This is a genomic window from Bradyrhizobium sp. (genome assembly GCF_019242285.1).
In the GTDB taxonomy this organism is placed as follows: domain Bacteria; phylum Pseudomonadota; class Alphaproteobacteria; order Rhizobiales; family Xanthobacteraceae; genus Bradyrhizobium.
Map to the genome: position 1 here is coordinate 1 of NZ_JAFAVV010000631.1, position 16403 is coordinate 16403.

Below are 16403 nucleotides of genomic sequence, written 5' to 3' on the forward strand. Positions count from 1 at the left end.
GCGGCCACATGCACCAAAGTCCACCACGCAAAGGCAGAAGCGTGCCCACCATTCAGAGCGAGGCTGTCGGACCGATGGTGGGCACGACGCTTCCGCCTTCGCTCTGCGAGCTACGGCGGACGCGGTCGCGTCTTTGCCCTGCCTACGCCGGCCGGCCGCGTTCGAACGATGGCGGCCGCCTCACACCGCGGCGGTCGCGACGACTTCGGCCAGCAACTGCTCGCGCCTTGTCTGCGAGCGGCAGCCCTTCATGGTGGCGGCGAAGCGCTCGAGGATGCCGTCCTCGAAGGCGGTGACGATGGTGTCATGGACGTAGCTCTTGCGGCAGATCGCGGGCGTGTTGGCGAGCTCGTCGGCGGCGGCGCGCACCGCCTCCAGCACCTGCTTCTTGCGGCCGCGGGCGCTCGCCGCCGGCGAGATCCGCGACAGCGATTCCAGCACCACGGCGGAAGCCATCAGCGTGCGGAAATCCTTCAGAGAGATCTTGATGCCGGCGATCTCGCGCAGGAACGCGTTCACCTGCGTGGTCGAGACCGCGCGCACGGTGCCGGACGCATCGCGGTACTGGAACATCCGCTTGCCCGGCAGCGTGCGCAGAATGCCGATCGCGCGCACGAGCTTGGCCGCGTCGCATTCCTTGCGCACCGCTTTGCCGCCCTTGGCCTTGAAGGTGAGGACGACGCAATCGTCCTCCAGCGTGACGTTGGATTTCAACAGCGTGGTCGCACCGCGGGTGCCGTTGAGCCGCGCATAGGATTCATTGCCCGGGCGGATCGCGGTGCGCGCGATCAGTTCGATCACCGCGGCGAGCGCGAATTCGCGGGTCGGTTCCTCGCCGCCGAGCAGCGCCGAGACGTTGCGCCGGATTTTTGGCAGCGCGCCGACCAGGGTCGCCAGCCGATGCGCCTTGCGATGCTCGCGCACCTTCTCCCAGTCGGCGTGATAGCGATATTGCAGCCGGCCCGCGGCATCGCGGCCGACTGCCTGCAAATGCGAGTTCGGGTCGACCGCGTAGCGCACCTCGATATAGGCCGGCGGCACCGCCATCGCGTGCAGGCGGCGGATGGTGCGGGCGTCGCGGATGTGCGAGCCGTTGGGACGGACGAAGGAATAGCCCTTGCCGCGCTTGATGCGGCGGATGGTGAGCTGCTCCTGCACGCCGAGCTTCAACCCAAGCTCTTTGGCCAGCGCCTCGACCGAAATCTTGCCGGTCTTGTTCGGCTTGGGGGGCCGCGGTCTGGGCCACTGCCCAAGCGCCTTGGCCAATGCGACTTCGGGACCCGCCGAACGCGCCTTCGCGGTCGCAAAATTTGGCTGATCCGTCATGGCCTTGGTCGCGCTGCTCCTCTATTTCCGCCTAATGCGGCGTCCTGGACGCTGGTTCCAGGCCGCCGCTGGGCCCGGTTTCGCCATTTAGGAGGTTCTGTTCCGGATGGCCAGTCCCACCAAGTCCGGAAAAGGGTTAAGGGATACCGGTAATGGCAGCCATTCGGCCGCTAACGTTGATGATCGCTTCGACCGAAGCCGACAAATCGCCAATCGCCCGGGTCGGCGGGGCCGGATTTGATCCCGCGCATGGGGCGCACTCGCCGAAGGTTGTATGGCTTGCGCTTGTCGGCGCCCCGCGCGCGGACGCATACTTGTTTCAACGACGAAAGACGGCTCGCGATGTCCGGCGTGGCCGCTTGGTGGAGGGTGAAAATGTCCGAGAAGATCTATGACGTGCCGGCCGAATGGACCGAGCGGGCCTGGGTCGACGCGGCGAAATACCGCGAAATGTACGGTCGTTCGATCAAGGATCCGAACGGGTTCTGGGCCGAGCAGGCCAAGCGCATCGACTGGATGAAATTTCCTCACAAGATCGAGAACTGGTCGTTTGCGCCCGGCAACGTCTCGATCAAATGGTTCGAGGACGGGGTGCTCAACGTCGCCCACAACTGCATCGACCGCCACCTCCACACGCGCGGCGACCAGACCGCGATCATCTGGGAGGGCGACGATCCGTCGCAGTCCAGGCACATCACCTACCGGGAGTTGCACGACGAGGTCTGCCGGATGGCCAACATCCTGCGCACCCGCAACGTCAAGAAGGGCGACCGCGTCACCATCTACCTGCCGATGATTCCGGAGGCCGCCTACGCCATGCTGGCCTGCGCCCGGATCGGCGCCATCCATTCCGTGGTGTTCGCCGGGTTCTCGCCGGACAGCCTCGCCCAGCGTATCGACGACTGCAAATCCAAGATCGTCATCACCGCCGACGAAGGCCTGCGCGGCGGCAAGAAGGTGCCGCTGAAAGCCAATGTCGACGCGGCGCTGGCCAAGACGGAAGGCGTCGACTGGGTGGTCGTGGTGAAGCGCACCGGCGGCAAGGTCGACATGAAGCCGTCGCGCGACCTCTGGTACCATGAGGCGGCGCAGATGGTGACTACCGAGTGCCCGCTCGAGCACATGCACGCCGAGGATCCACTGTTCATCCTCTATACGTCGGGCTCGACCGGCCAGCCCAAGGGCGTGCTGCACACCACGGGCGGCTATCTCGTGTTCGCGTCGATGACGCATCAATACGTCTTCGACTATCATGACGGCGACATCTACTGGTGCACCGCCGACGTCGGCTGGGTCACCGGCCACAGCTACATTCTCTACGGCCCGCTCGCCAACGGCGCGACCACGCTGATGTTCGAGGGCGTGCCGAACTACCCGGACAACTCCCGTTTCTGGAACGTGATCGACAAGCACAAGGTCAACACCTTCTACACGGCGCCGACCGCGATCCGCGCGCTGATGCAGTCGGGTGACGAGCCGGTGAAGAAGACCTCGCGCGCTTCGCTGCGGCTGCTCGGGTCGGTCGGCGAGCCGATCAATCCGGAAGCCTGGGAGTGGTATCACCGCGTCGTCGGCGACGACCGTTGCCCGATCGTCGACACCTGGTGGCAGACCGAGACCGGCGGCATCCTGATCACACCGCTGCCCGGCGCGACCAGGTTGAAGCCTGGCTCGGCGACGCAGCCGTTCTTCGGCGTGGCGCCGGAAATCGTCGATGCCGAGGGCAAGGCGCTGGAGGGCGAAACCACCGGCAATCTCTGCCTGACGCGGTCGTGGCCCGGCCAGATGCGCACCGTCTATGGCGACCATGCCCGCTTCGAGCAGACCTACTTCTCGACCTACAAGGGCAAATACTTCACCGGCGACGGCTGCCGGCGCGACGCCGACGGCTTTTACTGGATCACCGGCCGCGTCGACGACGTCATCAATGTCTCCGGCCATCGCATGGGCACCGCCGAGGTCGAGAGCGCCCTCGTCGCGCATGCCAAGGTGTCGGAGGCCGCGGTGGTCGGCTATCCCCACGACATCAAGGGCCAGGGCATCTACGCCTATGTGACCTTGATGGCCGGCATCGAGCCGGACGAGGGCCTGCGCAAGGAGCTCGTCGCCTGGGTGCGCCAGGAGATCGGACCGATCGCCTCGCCGGACCAGATCCAGTTCGCACCGGGCCTGCCCAAGACCCGCTCCGGCAAGATCATGCGCCGCATCCTGCGCAAGATCGCCGAGGACGAGCCCGGCAGCCTCGGCGACACCTCGACCCTGGCCGATCCCGCCGTGGTCGACGATCTCGTCAAGAACCGCCAGAACAAGAAGCAGGCGCCGGCCTGAGTTGGGTGCCTCGCTGCTACGGCAACGGATGTGCGCTCCCTCTCCCGCGCAGCGGGGGAGGGCGGGGGTGGGGGTGCCGCCGCATCGGAAGCCCTTCCATCGAACGCCGCACCCTCACGCGAATGTCAGCCAATGCGGCGCTTTGACGGCGGTTTCCCGGCAGGTGTTGTTTCCAGGTCATTTACTTTGTTTCCGACATTTCCTCTTCTCCGGCGCGCCACGACGCGCAGGTCCTCGCGTGGAAACCATCCGGTTAACGCGCGCGGCTGAAAATGTGCAAAGCAGATCCAGGCTTTGCCCGGATGGACGGGTCCTGGCAGGGGCGCTTGGGGCGAGAGCGGAGATGAAATCGATGGCGATGCGAGGTGCGATGGCGATGGTTGCCATCATCGGGGCGGCAATCCTGGGCAACACGGCGGCAGAAGCGCGGCCGGAATTGGTGCCGCTCCACGGCGCAGAATATTCGCCGGGGACGATCGTGGTCAGGACCGGCGAGCGCCACCTCTATCTCATTCTCGATGACGGTCATGCGATGCGCTATCCGGTCGGCGTCGGCAAGGCCGGCAAGCAATGGGCCGGCACCACGACGATCGACGGCAAGTACCGCAATCCGGCCTGGTCGCCGCCCGCCGAGGTCAAACACGACAAGCCGCAGATGCCCGACGTGATTCCCGGCGGCACGCCGCAGAACCCGATGGGCGTCGCCGCGATGACGCTGGCGGGCGGAGAATTCGCCATCCACGGCACCAACATGCCGAACTCGGTCGGCGGCTTCGTCTCCTATGGCTGCATCCGGATGCTGAACGCCGACATCACCGATCTCTTCGGCCGGGTGTCGGTCGGCACCACGGTGGTGGTGACCCGCTGAGCCGCGCGGCTTCGCCGGTCGAGGAGAGGGGCTTTAGAAGTCGGAAGCGATACCCTTGTTCTCCCAGTCGCCATAACGGGTCGGTTCAGGCCCGCTCGGGCCCTGGAACTCCTTCGGCGGCTTGGCCTTGATCTCGGCGGCCGCCTGCCGCCGCGCCTCGGCCTCCGCCAAGGCCCGCTCGGCGGCCGGTGTGAGCGCCTTGCGCGGCGCCTTGGGAGTGCCCACTTCCTGCCGTGAAGGATCGTCGGTCATCGCCAAATCCTGAAAATCGTCAACGCTCCCATCAACAGATTGTGCGGAGCGACGAAAGCGCCAGGGGGTTACTTATCTTTGGCATATTCGCATGGCACAAGCGCCATGTCCCAGATGGCTGCGCGGACTCTCGCGGAACTGCCTCCCCTCCGAGTAACGTCCCCAGCATGCCGCTGAAGCGATTCGCTCACCCGTCGGAAGTGCCCGGCCTCGCCGCGCGGCGGATCGCGGCAGACATCCTCGACGGCGTCCTGCACAAGCACCGTACGCTCGACGACCAGCTCGACGGCCCCAGCGCCCATCCCGTGCTGAAGACGCTGGCCGATCGCGACCGCGCGCTGATGCGGCGCCTGGTGGCGACCAGCCTGCGGCGACTCGGGACGCTCGGCCATCTCTTGTCGCGCCTGCTCGACCGCGGCATTCCGACCGATGCCCCGCGAGCGCAGAGCGCGCTGCTGATCGGCGCCGCGCAGATCCTCTGGATGGACGTGCCGGATCACGCCGCGGTCGATCTTTCGGTTCGGCTGGTGCAGTCGGACCGGCGCGCCGCGAAATATGCCGGCCTCGTCAACGCCGTGCTGCGTCGCTGCGCCCGCGAAGGCGCAGGGCTCATCGAGGAGGTGAAATCGGAAACGCTGGACATCCCGCCCTGGCTCTCGGCGCGCTGGACCGCCCATTATGGCGAAGCCACCGCCAAGGCAATGGCGATGGCGGTCGCGCAGGAGCCCTCGCTCGACCTCACCGTGAAATCCGATGCCGAGCAGTGGGCGAGCCGCCTGCATGGCGAAAGACTGCCGACCGGGACCGTGCGCACCCTGCTGCAGGGCGCCGTCACCACCCTGCCCGGATTCGCCGAGGGCCAATGGTGGATCCAGGACGCCGCCGCCGCGCTCCCCGCGCGGCTGTTCGGCGATGTCGCCGGCAAGACGATCGCCGATCTCTGCGCCGCCCCCGGCGGCAAGACCGCGCAGCTTGCGCAAGCCGGCGCCATGGTGACGGCGATCGACCGCTCGCCCGCCCGCATGGCACGGCTGCGCGACAACCTCGCGCGGCTTTCGCTGTCGGCGGAGATGGTGGTCGCCGACGCCGTCGACTGGCAGGACGGGAACGGCCGTTTCGACGGCGTGCTGGTCGACGCGCCCTGCACCTCGACCGGGACCATCCGCCGTCATCCCGATATCGCCTGGCTGCGACAGGAGGCCGATCTCGCTCCGATGATCGCCTTGCAGAAACGGCTGCTGCAGAAGGCGATGACGCTGCTCAAGCCCGGCGGCACGCTGGTCTATTGCACCTGCTCGCTCGAGCCGGAGGAGGGGGAGATGGCCATAACCGCGCTGCTTGCGGCCGATTCCGGGCTGCGGCGGCAGCCGATCGAGGCGCAGGAGGTGGCGGACCTCGCCGAGATCGTCGATCGGCAAGGCGACCTGCGTACCTTGCCCTGCCATTTGCCGCGACCGGACCCGCGGCTTGGCGGGCTGGACGGCTTCTACGCTGCGAGGCTGGTCAAATCCCTCTGATTCTGCATTGGATTTCAGAGTGCCCGGGCTGATTCGTCCGCCTTGAGAGGGTGCCAGACGCGCGCTTTTCAGATTAAAAGGTGAATCTGAACATCCTCCCCTGACAAGGCAAGGCGTGTCGGTCGCTCAACGCAGACGCATTTCGACGCTGATCATGGGCCGCTTCGCGCGGACCGCGATCGCGCGGGTCAGCGGCGGCTCGGTCGCGCTGTCGCGGCTGTGGCCCGGCCGCACCGACCGGCTGATCATCGCCCCGCACGACCTGCGTACCGCCGACGCCACGCGGGCTGCCGAAATCTATGCCGGCCGCTTCGTCTTCGCCGGCAAGATCGTGACCTGCCACGGCCGCTCGATCTTCGACCTTGAGCCGCCGTCGGAGGACTGGGAGGTCGCCCTGCTCGGCTTCGGCTGGCTGCGCCACCTGCGCGCCGCCGATACCGCCATCACCCGCGCCAATGCGCGCGCGCTGATCGACGACTGGATCTCGCACCCGGCGCACAGCCGCGCCATCGCCCGCCGCGCCGACGTGCTGTCGCGCCGCGTGATCTCGCTGCTGTCACAGGCCCCCCTGGTGCTCAGCGACACCGACGGCAAGTTCTACCGCCGGTATCTGCGCGGTCTGTCACGCGAAATCCGCTACCTGCGCCTGGCCATGCTCGACGTGCCTGACGGCGTGCCGCGGCTGCAGGTCCTGATCGCGCTGTGCTATGCTGCGCTCTGCCTTGCCAACCAGGCCCGCCACATCCGGATCGCCAGCCGCCGGTTGTCCGAGGAGCTGCAGCAGCAGATCCTCCCCGACGGCGGCCACGTCTCGCGCAACCCGGGCGCTCTGATCGAGCTCCTGATCGACCTGTTGCCGCTCCGGCAGACCTTCGCCGCCCGCAACATCGCCCCGCCGCCGGCGCTGCTCAACGCCATCGACCGCATGATGCCGATGCTGCGCTTCTTCCGCCACGGCGACGGCACCATCGCGCTGTTCAACGGCATGAGCGGCACGCCGTCCGACCTGCTCGCCACCCTGCTCGCCTATGACGACACCCACGGCACGCCGATGGCGAGCATGCCGCATTCCGGCTTTCAGCGCCTCGACGCCGGCGCGATGACGGTAATCACCGACGCCGGTGCACCACCGCCGCCGAACGTCAGCCACGACGCGCATGCCGGCTGCCTCTCGTTCGAGATGTCGTCCGTGCAATGCCGCATCGTCATCAATTGCGGCATGCCTTCGACCGGCCGCGACAACTGGCGGACCTTCGCACGCAGCACGGCGGCGCATTCGACCCTGACCTATCACGACACCTCGTCCTGCCAGTTCGTCGAGCTGACGGCGATGAAGCGCTTCCTGCACGGCTCGCCGATCGTGTCCGGTCCCGTCAACGTCGATAATTTCCGCGAGGGGGTGCCGGGCGGCGTGCTGCTCACCACATCGCATGACGGCTATCTGGCGCGGTTCGGGCTGATCCATCGCCGCGTCCTGATGATCGCCCAGGACGGCGCCCGGCTCGACGGCGAGGACAGTCTCGCCCCCGCCCCGGGCGGCCGCGTCCGCGGCAACGACACCGACTATGCTTTGCGATTTCACCTGCATCCAGCGGTCAAGGCCAGCCGGCTCAGCGATGCGCATGGCGTCATGCTGGTGTTGCCCAACCGGGAGGTCTGGACCTTCGAGACGCCGGACGACCGGGTCGATCTCGAGGATAGTGTCTTTCTGGCGGGCACGGACGGCCCTCGTCGCAGCGCGCAGATCGTGATCCGGCAGGACCTGCACCAGGCCGCCGCGATCCGCTGGAGCTTCATCCGCTCGACCGCCTCGCCGTCTGCAACTAATGCCCGGCGCAACGCTCGCCGCGAGCCGGAGCTGCCGTTGTAGGGCTGAATATTGTCTACGGGGCCCAAAGCTGCTAACGAGCGAGCTCTCGCGCGACTGGCGACGTCGGATGGAGCACCATCGGGGAGCGTGGGGAAGGACCGCCGCGCGCCTGGGCATAAGTTTCCCCTTGTTCGAGGACGCTGCCCATGACTGACCAGCTTCGCCGCGTGACCCGCGCCCTGCTCTCCGTTTCAGACAAGACCGGCCTGATCGAACTTGCCCGCGCGCTCGCCGCCCACGGCGTCGAGCTGATCTCGACCGGCGGCACCGCCAAGGCGATCGCAGAATCCGGATTGAAGGTGAAGGACGTCTCGGACCTCACCGGCTTTCCCGAGATGATGGACGGGCGGGTCAAGACCCTGCATCCTAAGGTGCATGGCGGCCTGCTGGCGATCCGCGACAATGCCGGTCACGCACACGCGATGAAGACGCATGGCATCGCGCCGATCGATCTCCTCGTGGTCAATCTCTATCCGTTCGAGGCGACCGTCGACAAAGGCGCACCCTTTCTTGAGTGCATCGAGAACATCGACATCGGCGGGCCCGCGATGATCCGCGCGGCGGCCAAGAACCATGACGACGTCGCCGTGGTCGTCGAGGCCAGCGACTATCAGGCCGTGCTGGAAGAGCTTGCAGCAAATAAAGGCGCGACCACTCTATTGCTGCGGCGGCGCCTGGCCGCCAAGGCCTATGCGCGGACGGCAGCCTACGATGCAGCCATCTCCAACTGGTTCGCGAACGTGCTCGAGACCGAGGCGCCCGACTTCCGCGCCTTCGGCGGCAGGCTGATCCAGGCGCTGCGCTACGGCGAGAATCCGCACCAGACCGCGGCGTTCTATCGCCTGCCCGACAGGCGACCAGGCGTCGCCAGCGCCCGGCAATTGCAGGGCAAGGAGCTCTCCTACAACAACATCAACGATACCGATGCGGCCTATGAGTGCATCGCCGAGTTCGAACCGAACCGCACCGCCGCCTGCGTCATCGTCAAGCATGCCAACCCCTGCGGCGTCGCCGAGGGCGCGAACCTGGTCGAGGCTTATCACAAGGCATTCGCCTGCGATACACAATCGCCCTATGGCGGCATCATCGCGGTCAATCGCCTGCTCGATGCCGGGGCTGCGCGGGCCATCACGGAAATTCTGACCGAGGTGATCATCGCGCCCGATGCGACCGAGGAGGCGATCGCGATCATCGCCAGGCGCAAGAATCTGCGCCTCTTGCTCGCCGGCAACCTGCCCGACCCCCGCGCGGCGGGCCTGACTGCGAAGACCGTCGCGGGTGGACTGCTTGTGCAGAGCCGCGACAATGCCGTGATCGACGATATCGACTTGAAGGTGGTGACAAAGCGCGCGCCGACCGAGGCCGAGCTGCGCGACCTTAAATTCGCGTTCCGCGTCGCCAAGCACGTGAAGTCGAACACGATCGTCTACGCCAGGGACCTCGCCACCGTGGGCATCGGCGCCGGCCAGATGAGCCGGGTGGATTCCGCCCGGATCGCCGCGCGCAAGGCACTGGATGCCGCCGCCGACGCCAAGCTCGCTGAACCGCTGACCAAGGGGTCGGTGGTCGCCTCCGATGCGTTCTTCCCGTTCGCGGACGGCATGCTGGCCTGCATCGAGGCTGGTGCCACCGCAGTGATCCAGCCCGGCGGCTCGATCCGCGATGACGAGGTGATCAAGGCGGCCGACGAGCACGATATCGCGATGGTGTTCACCGGCGTGCGGCATTTCAGGCATTGATGCCGCTGTCATTCCAGGGCCCGCGGCAGCGCGAACCCGGAATCTCGCGCCTCACTTCGGGATTCCGGGTTCATCGCTTCGCGATGCCCCGGAATGACGGATCCTTGCGAGCAGCGCGAGCCCGGTGACAAAGAACAGCACCAGCGTGGCCATGCCCGCCTTCTGGCTTCCGGTCGCCGCGGTGACGATACCGATCAGCAGCGGACCCAGGAACGATGTCACCTTGCCCGTGAGCGCAAACAGGCCAAAATATTGCGCGATGCGGTCCTTCGGCGCCATCCGGATCAGCAGCGAGCGTGATGCGGCCTGCAACGGCGCGCCGACCGCGCCGATGCAGCAGCCCAGGATCAGATAGGCCCGCTCTGCGGCCGATGCGAACAGCGCGCCGCCGGGCTGCGGCGGCGTCACCGGGATGAAGAGGATCGAGTCCTTGTTCACCGACAGGATGGCGATGATCGCGAGCAGCAGGATGGTCATGCTACCGGCGATCACGCGCTTTGGTCCGAAGCGATCATCGAGCCTGCCGCCGATGAAGCCGCCGAAAGTGCCGGCGATGGCGAGTATGATGCCGAAGGTGCCGATCTGGATCGTGCTCCAGCCGAAGGTGCCGGCGGCATAGATGCCGCCGAACGCGAACAGCGAGACCAGTCCGTCGGTGTAGATCATGTTGGCGAACAGGAACGCGGCGATCGATCGCTGCCTCGGCAATTCGAGCAGCGTGCCCTTCAACTCGCGCAAGCCGGCCCGGAGCGCATCGCGCAGGCGATGCCGCGCGGGATAGTCGGGCGTCAGCAGGAACATCGGCAGCACGAAGATGATGAACCAGATGCCGGTCAGCGGCCCGGAAATGCGATCGCCTTGATGCGCAACCGGATCGAGCCCGAACAGCGGGGCAAAGCCGAACAGCGTGCGGCCGGTGTCCGGGTTGGCGGCGAGGAAGCCAAGCACCAGGATGAGACTGAGGATGCCGCCGATATAGCCGGTCGCCCAGCCCGCGCCGGACAGGCGGCCGATCCGCTCCGGCGGCACCAGAGTCGGCATCATCGCGTTGTTGAACACGGTAGCGAACTCGACGCCGACGGTGGCAATCGCGTAGGCAAACAGCAGCGGCGGGATGATGTCAGGCTCGCCGGGCCCGCCGATCCACATCGCGCTGGCGCCGATCACCAGCATGGCGCCGAACGCCGCAACCCACGGCTTGCGCCGGCCGGTGGCATCGGCGATCGCGCCGAGCACCGGCGACAATAGCGCGATCGCAATTCCCGCGCTCGCGGTGGCAAAGCCCCACAACGCCTGCCCGCGCGCGGCGTCGGGTGCCACATGCGTGGCGAAATAGGGCGCGAACACGAAGGTCGTGATCAGCGTGAAATAGGGCTGCGCCGCCCAGTCGAAAAAGACCCAACTCACCACGGCTGCTTTCCCGGGATAGGTCGACCGAGAGGCGATGTCACCTGACTCAAGTGCAGTGATAGCCATTCAAAAATGTCCTCTGCGATCACGCCGACGCGCGTTCCATTCGGCGGCCACCCGCTATAGCATCGTGGTGACGATCAATTGACGGCGGAATCGAATCGATGTCTCCCGCGATCAGCCGGCGCCGATACCTGGCCGGCGTGGTGTTGGCCTCTATCTGCGCCCTCCCCCCCACCATATCGGCGCAGCGCGCCGCGACCTACACGCCGCCTCCGCCCGACAGTGTTCACGCGATCGCGACCGAGCATGGCATGGTGGTGGCGCAGGAGAAGATCGCGGCGCGCATCGGCGCCGACATCCTGCGGCAGGGCGGCAACGCGGTCGATGCGGCGGTCGCGACCGGCTTCGCGCTGGCGGTGACCTATCCGCGCGCCGGCAACATCGGCGGCGGCGGCTTCATGGTGGTGCATCTCGCCGACCGCAAGGAAGACGTCGCCATCGACTATCGCGAGACCGCGCCGGCCGCAGCCACCCGCGACATGTTCCTCGGCGCCAACGGCAAGCCCGATCCGGCGAAGTCGCGCGATTCCGCACTCGGCATCGGCATCCCCGGCACGGTTGCGGGCTTCGCGCTGGCGCTGGAGAAATACGGCTCGGGCCACTTCACGCTGGCAAAACTCCTGAAGCCCTCCATCGATCTCGCCCGGGACGGTTTTGTGATTACCGACGACGTCGCCGATACGCTGCCGCAATGGCACCGGCGATTGGCGCCCTGGCCTGCATCAGCGAAACTGTTCTCGCGTCCCGACGGCGGCTCGCTGCGCGAGGGTGACAAGCTCGTGCAGAGCGACCTTGCCACGACGCTCACGGCGATCGCCGAGCAGGGACCGGACGGATTCTATCAAGGCCCGGTCGCGCAGAAACTCGCGCATGCGATCACCGAGGCGGGTGGCATCATCACGACCGATGACCTCAAGTCGTACCGGGCCGTGATCCGCGAGCCCGTCCGCGGCAGCTATCGTGGTTATGATATCGTCTCGATGCCACAGCCCTCCTCGGGCGGAATCGTCCTGCTCGAGACTTTCAACATCCTCGAAGGCTTGCCGCTCGGCGAGATGAAGCAGGGCTCGGCTGCCTCGCTGCACGTCTTGATCGAGGCGATGAAGCGCGGCTATGCCGATCGCGCGCGCTATCTCGGCGATCCCTCCTTCGTCAACGCGCCGATCGCAGCGCTTACCGCAAAGGATTATGCGGCGAAGCTCCGCGCCGGCATCGATCCCGACCATGCGACGCCATCGAGCGAGCTCCAGGCGGCCCTGCCGCCGCATGAAGGCAGCAACACCACGCATTTTTCGGTGGTCGACAGCCAGGGCAACGCCGTCAGCAACACCTACACGCTGAACTTCAGCTATGGCGTAGGCATCGTGGCCGGCGGCACCGGCGTGCTGCTCAACAATGAGCTCGATGATTTCACCGCCGCGCCCGGTGCCTCCAATGTCTTCGGCCTGGTCGGCTACGAGGCCAATCTGCCCGGCCCGGGCAAGCGGCCACTGTCCTCGATGTCGCCGACCATCGTGCTGAGGGACGGCAAGCCGGTGCTGGTGACGGGCTCGCCCGGCGGCAGCCGGATCATCTCCACGGTGCTGCAGGTTCTGGTCAACGTACTCGACTACAAGATGGACGTCGCGGCCGCCGTCGCCGCGCCACGCCTGCATCACCAATGGCTGCCGGACGAGGTGCGGATCGAGCCCGGCTTTTCCGACGATGTGCAGGCCGGGCTGCGGTCCAGGGGACATCGCCTCGTGGAATCGATGGGCTACTCCTCGGCGAATTCGATTCAGGTCACACCGAACGGACTGCTCGGCGTGCCCGATCCGCGCACCCGCGGCGCCGAGGCCGCGGGACAGTAGCCGCCAGGCTGCTACCTGCAGGTCCCGATCGGCTTGGGCATGCCGACGATCCGCGGCAGCGATGTCGTGGTGGTCTCGCCATGAAGCTTGACGATCAGGCTTTCGGGCGTCAGCTCGCCCTCGATCGTGTCGATGCCCCAGCCGTCGCGGGTCGGCGCGGTGCTCCATTCGTCCCGGACGCGGATGGTGATGGCAGAAGTCCTTTCGTCGATGTTCACTGACTCCGACAAGACCGGGCCCTGGGCGCCGCCATTGCCATACTCGTAGAGGGCGAGGTCGCCGGACGGGAAGCGCAGCAGTGTAATGCGATCGCCAGCGACATTGCCGCTGCCATTGCCCTGCGTGCATTCGTTGGAGAACACGAACACGCCATACCGCGGCAGGGGTTTCGGGCTGTTTGTCGCCGGTTCACCGACGGCCCAGGGCGTGAACGCCGCCTGGAGGATCATGATGCCTGCAATACTCGACCAACGCCGTACCATTGCCGTGCCCCCTGTCGCTTTTGTTCCACCGCGCCTCCGGTCGGACGAAGAATCCGCCAAATCGCGGCGGGGCTGAGGCAGGCTGCGGTAATTTCAAGCAGCGATCGCGGCTTTTCCAAGTCGCAAAATCGTCATCGCAACCGGATATCGCTTTGTAGATTGCGCCCCGGTCTCGCGAATCAGCGCTATCATCGTTTTTCCGCTGCCTGATCCCGAGATCCCGCCCGACATGCCGGTCAAGCCTACCAGAGCCATGGTCCTCGCCGCAGGTTTCGGCTTGCGCATGCGGCCGCTCACCGACCATAGACCGAAGCCGCTGGTGGCAGTGGCGGGCCGGCCGCTGCTCGACCATGTGCTCGACAAGCTCGCCGCCGCCGGGGTCGGCGAGGCGGTCGTCAACGTGCATTATCTCGGCCAGCAGATCATCGACCACACGGCCTCACGAAGCGCGCCCCGCGTGATCATCTCGGACGAGCGCGACGAGGTGCTCGGCACCGGCGGCGGCGTGGTCAAGGCGCTCACGCTGCTCGGCGAGGCGCCGTTCTTCCTTGTCAATTCGGACACGCTGTGGATCGACGGCGTGCGCTGCAACCTCACGCGGCTAGCCGAGATCTTTGATGCCGAACGCATGGACATTCTGCTGCTGATGGCACCGACCGCAAGCAGCATCGGCTATGGCGGGCGCGGCGACTATTCGATGCTGCCCGACGGCGCGCTGCGCAAGCGGAGGGAGCACCAGGTCGTCCCGTTCGTCTATGCGGGGGCCGCGATCATCTCGCCGCGGATCTTCGCCGATGCGCCGAAGGGCGAGTTCTCACTGACGAAGATGTTCGACAAGGCCAATGACCAGGAGCGGCTGTTCGGGCTGCGCCTCGACGGCGTCTGGATGCATGTCGGCACGCCCGATGCGATCGGCGCCGCGGAGGAGGCGTTTCTGGAGAGCGTGGCGTAGCGGCACAAGGCTCGTCCGGCGCCTCCTGCGAGCCGAGCAATCGCGTAGCGAAGACTGCGAACGCCCCGAAGCTACACACTGATGCGAGTCATCAGGCCGTCGCCCTTGGCCGCTGCCACAGACAGGAAGCGCTTCAGATTGCGGAAGTGAGACGCAACATACTGCATCATTTGCGCATTGTTCCAGGCTGCGAACGCAGCCGCGAAGCGGGCGGACAGCTCCGCCATATCGTCAGGCTTCGTCGCCAGGTAGGCTGCGAAGCTTGCCGTTTGCTCGGCGGTCAGCACGAGCCAGTCGCCGTCTTGACCCGCACTGCGGTCCCGCCAAGAAGCGCCCCGCCAGGGAGGGCCGTGTCCTCGCGTCCGTCGGTCAGCAGGAACTGGATGGCAGCCCAGGCCTTGTCCAGGTCGATCCAAAGGTCTTGGCTCGCGTCGTCGCTTTCCGACCTCCGCGAAGCATGACATGCCGAAAAATATTCATCCGATGACTTCTCGTGCGACAGCAATCTTCCCACCGATGTGGCATCGATGCGGCACACATACATCATGGCGCCCATATGAATCCTTCCGATCAGCCGCCGCCGAACTTGGATGGATCATCGTAGGCGGGAGGATTGTCGTGATCGGTCCGCAGACCACCCGGAACGGAGTCATCGCGATAGATCCGCGCACCATTCGAAGTGACTTGATCCGGGATTGCAGCATGACCGGGATGAACCATGACGTGTCGCGACTGGGAATGAAGTGTCCTTGGGGCTCCGTTCGCAGAAGCACAGAGCGCTATCAGGAGGAATATTGCCAGCACAGAACGCATCGCCTTTTCTCCCGTCAATTGACGCCCTCTCAGGTGGTACGTCGGCTGCGTCATGGTAAGCGGTGACAAAACCTCCGGATTGCAAAAACGCGCGATTATCGTGAGGACCACCAACATTCGCTTGCGGCTCGAATGCAGGATTGCGAGAGCGCAGATCACACGGCAAGGAGGCAGGACGCGGCAGTCCAGGACCTGATCAGTTGAACCGTCTTCGCTCGGGCAAGAAATCCTGGTACCATGCTGCGAGGCCGCCAGGGCTCTCCCTCCTCTCGAGAGCCGCAGCAAGCCTTCGCCCATCCCCGACAATTCCGACGACGGCGAGTGCGACTGACCGCACTCGCCGAACAAAAGGAGCGTGCCTATGACAACGCGTCGCGCGGCGTGCAGCTGCGGAGAGCTCGAGATCGTGTGTGAGGGTGAGCCGGCACGGATTTCGATGTGCCACTGCCTCGCGTGTCAGCGTCGGACCGGATCTGTGTTCGGCGGTCAGGCCTGGTTCACCCCGGAGCAAACAACCATCTCGGGCAACGCGACCCGGTTCACTCGCCGATCTGACGCTGGCAGGTCGGTGTCATTTCGGTTCTGCCCCCTGTGCGGATCGACGGTGTATTGGGAAGCGGAGGCGTTTCCCGGCCACCTCGCCGTGGCCGTGGGATCATTTGCCGATCCCGCCTTCCCGGCCCCCACGTATTCCGGCTGGGAAGCGAAACGGCATCACTGGGTCGAGCCGCTTGGCGCCATGGCCATCCACCATTCGGATTGAGCGCCTCGTCGTAGTCGCGCACGACCAGGGCAATCAACGCGATGTCCTGGGTCATGATTTCCGGTCTTCACTTTCCGGAACAGGCCATCCATAAAAGGCTGCCAGAAACGGTGGCCCCTCTCTCAGTCGGCGTCACTGTCCGGAAGAACCGAGAAGTCCTGGGATCTCTG

At 66.0% G+C, this 16403-nt stretch carries 15 protein-coding genes and 1 riboswitch; of the genes, 8 read left to right on the plus strand and 7 right to left on the minus strand.

The window, feature by feature from the left end; all coding sequences use genetic code 11:
* Positions 1–180 precede the first annotated feature (180 nt).
* Complete coding sequence (locus JOY90_RS25805) at positions 181–1326, minus strand: DNA topoisomerase IB (RefSeq protein WP_291693933.1); 1146 nt, start codon at positions 1324–1326, stop codon at positions 181–183.
* A 375-nt stretch (positions 1327–1701) separates the two neighbouring features.
* Here JOY90_RS25805 and acs point away from each other — a divergent pair, with 375 nt between their 5' ends.
* On the plus strand, positions 1702–3654 hold the full coding sequence (gene acs, locus JOY90_RS25810; protein WP_291693934.1) for an acetate--CoA ligase: 1953 nt from the start codon (positions 1702–1704) through the stop codon (positions 3652–3654).
* 352 nt (positions 3655–4006) lie between these two features.
* Complete coding sequence (locus tag JOY90_RS25815) at positions 4007–4522, plus strand: L,D-transpeptidase (protein ID WP_291693945.1); 516 nt, start codon at positions 4007–4009, stop codon at positions 4520–4522.
* Positions 4523–4555: 33 nt separating this feature from the next.
* On the opposite strand, the gene JOY90_RS25820 is transcribed toward JOY90_RS25815, so the two are convergent.
* Positions 4556–4774 carry a DUF1674 domain-containing protein gene (locus tag JOY90_RS25820; RefSeq protein WP_291693935.1) on the minus strand — a complete coding sequence of 73 codons (219 nt, stop codon included), beginning with the start codon at positions 4772–4774 and terminating at the stop codon, positions 4556–4558.
* Between the two features lie 167 nt (positions 4775–4941).
* Here JOY90_RS25820 and JOY90_RS25825 point away from each other — a divergent pair, with 167 nt between their 5' ends.
* From JOY90_RS25825 to purH, 3 genes are all read left to right on the plus strand, one after another.
* Positions 4942–6291, plus strand: coding sequence for an RsmB/NOP family class I SAM-dependent RNA methyltransferase (locus tag JOY90_RS25825; RefSeq protein ID WP_291693936.1), 1350 nt, complete (start codon positions 4942–4944; stop codon positions 6289–6291).
* Between the two features lie 154 nt (positions 6292–6445).
* A complete protein-coding gene (locus JOY90_RS25830; RefSeq protein WP_291693946.1) occupies positions 6446–8161 on the plus strand; it encodes a heparinase II/III family protein in 1716 nt (571 codons plus the stop codon).
* 40 nt (positions 8162–8201) lie between these two features.
* A riboswitch (ZMP/ZTP riboswitch) is annotated at positions 8202–8283 on the plus strand.
* A gap of 24 nt (positions 8284–8307) precedes the next feature.
* Positions 8308–9900, plus strand: a complete 1593-nt coding sequence (purH, locus tag JOY90_RS25835; protein ID WP_291693937.1) for a bifunctional phosphoribosylaminoimidazolecarboxamide formyltransferase/IMP cyclohydrolase — start codon at positions 8308–8310, stop codon at positions 9898–9900.
* 51 nt (positions 9901–9951) lie between these two features.
* Here purH and JOY90_RS25840 read toward each other — a convergent pair whose 3' ends face one another.
* The gene (locus JOY90_RS25840) at positions 9952–11376 is read right to left on the minus strand and encodes an MFS transporter (RefSeq protein WP_291693938.1); all 1425 of its coding nucleotides are present in this window, start codon (positions 11374–11376) and stop codon (positions 9952–9954) included.
* Between the two features lie 98 nt (positions 11377–11474).
* Here JOY90_RS25840 and ggt point away from each other — a divergent pair, with 98 nt between their 5' ends.
* Positions 11475–13223 (plus strand): gamma-glutamyltransferase, encoded by a 1749-nt coding sequence (ggt, locus tag JOY90_RS25845; protein ID WP_291693939.1) that lies wholly within the window; start codon positions 11475–11477, stop codon positions 13221–13223.
* An 11-nt stretch (positions 13224–13234) separates the two neighbouring features.
* Here ggt and JOY90_RS25850 read toward each other — a convergent pair whose 3' ends face one another.
* Together JOY90_RS25850 and JOY90_RS25855 are read right to left on the minus strand one after the other, a co-directional pair.
* On the minus strand, positions 13235–13672 hold the full coding sequence (locus tag JOY90_RS25850) for a hypothetical protein (RefSeq protein WP_291693940.1): 438 nt from the start codon (positions 13670–13672) through the stop codon (positions 13235–13237).
* A gap of 126 nt (positions 13673–13798) precedes the next feature.
* Positions 13799–13990: a hypothetical protein gene (locus tag JOY90_RS25855; protein WP_291693947.1), complete on the minus strand. Its 192-nt coding sequence runs from the start codon at positions 13988–13990 to the stop codon at positions 13799–13801.
* Here JOY90_RS25855 and JOY90_RS25860 point away from each other — a divergent pair.
* A complete protein-coding gene (locus tag JOY90_RS25860) occupies positions 13935–14657 on the plus strand; it encodes a nucleotidyltransferase family protein (protein WP_291693941.1) in 723 nt (240 codons plus the stop codon). The two genes, JOY90_RS25855 and JOY90_RS25860, sit on opposite strands and share 56 nt — an antisense overlap.
* Positions 14658–14728: 71 nt before the next feature.
* On the opposite strand, the gene JOY90_RS25865 is transcribed toward JOY90_RS25860, so the two are convergent.
* The gene (locus tag JOY90_RS25865) at positions 14729–14944 is read right to left on the minus strand and encodes a hypothetical protein (RefSeq protein ID WP_291693942.1); all 216 of its coding nucleotides are present in this window, start codon (positions 14942–14944) and stop codon (positions 14729–14731) included.
* Entirely contained in the window at positions 14938–15213 is a 276-nt protein-coding gene (locus tag JOY90_RS25870) for a DUF1877 family protein (RefSeq protein WP_291693943.1), read from the minus strand. Before JOY90_RS25870 ends, JOY90_RS25865 begins: the two co-directional genes overlap by 7 nt.
* Positions 15214–15906: 693 nt before the next feature.
* Between JOY90_RS25870 and JOY90_RS25875 the strand changes: the two genes are divergently transcribed.
* A complete protein-coding gene (locus JOY90_RS25875) occupies positions 15907–16233 on the plus strand; it encodes a GFA family protein (protein WP_367276998.1) in 327 nt (108 codons plus the stop codon).
* The last annotated feature ends 170 nt before the right edge of the window (positions 16234–16403 follow it).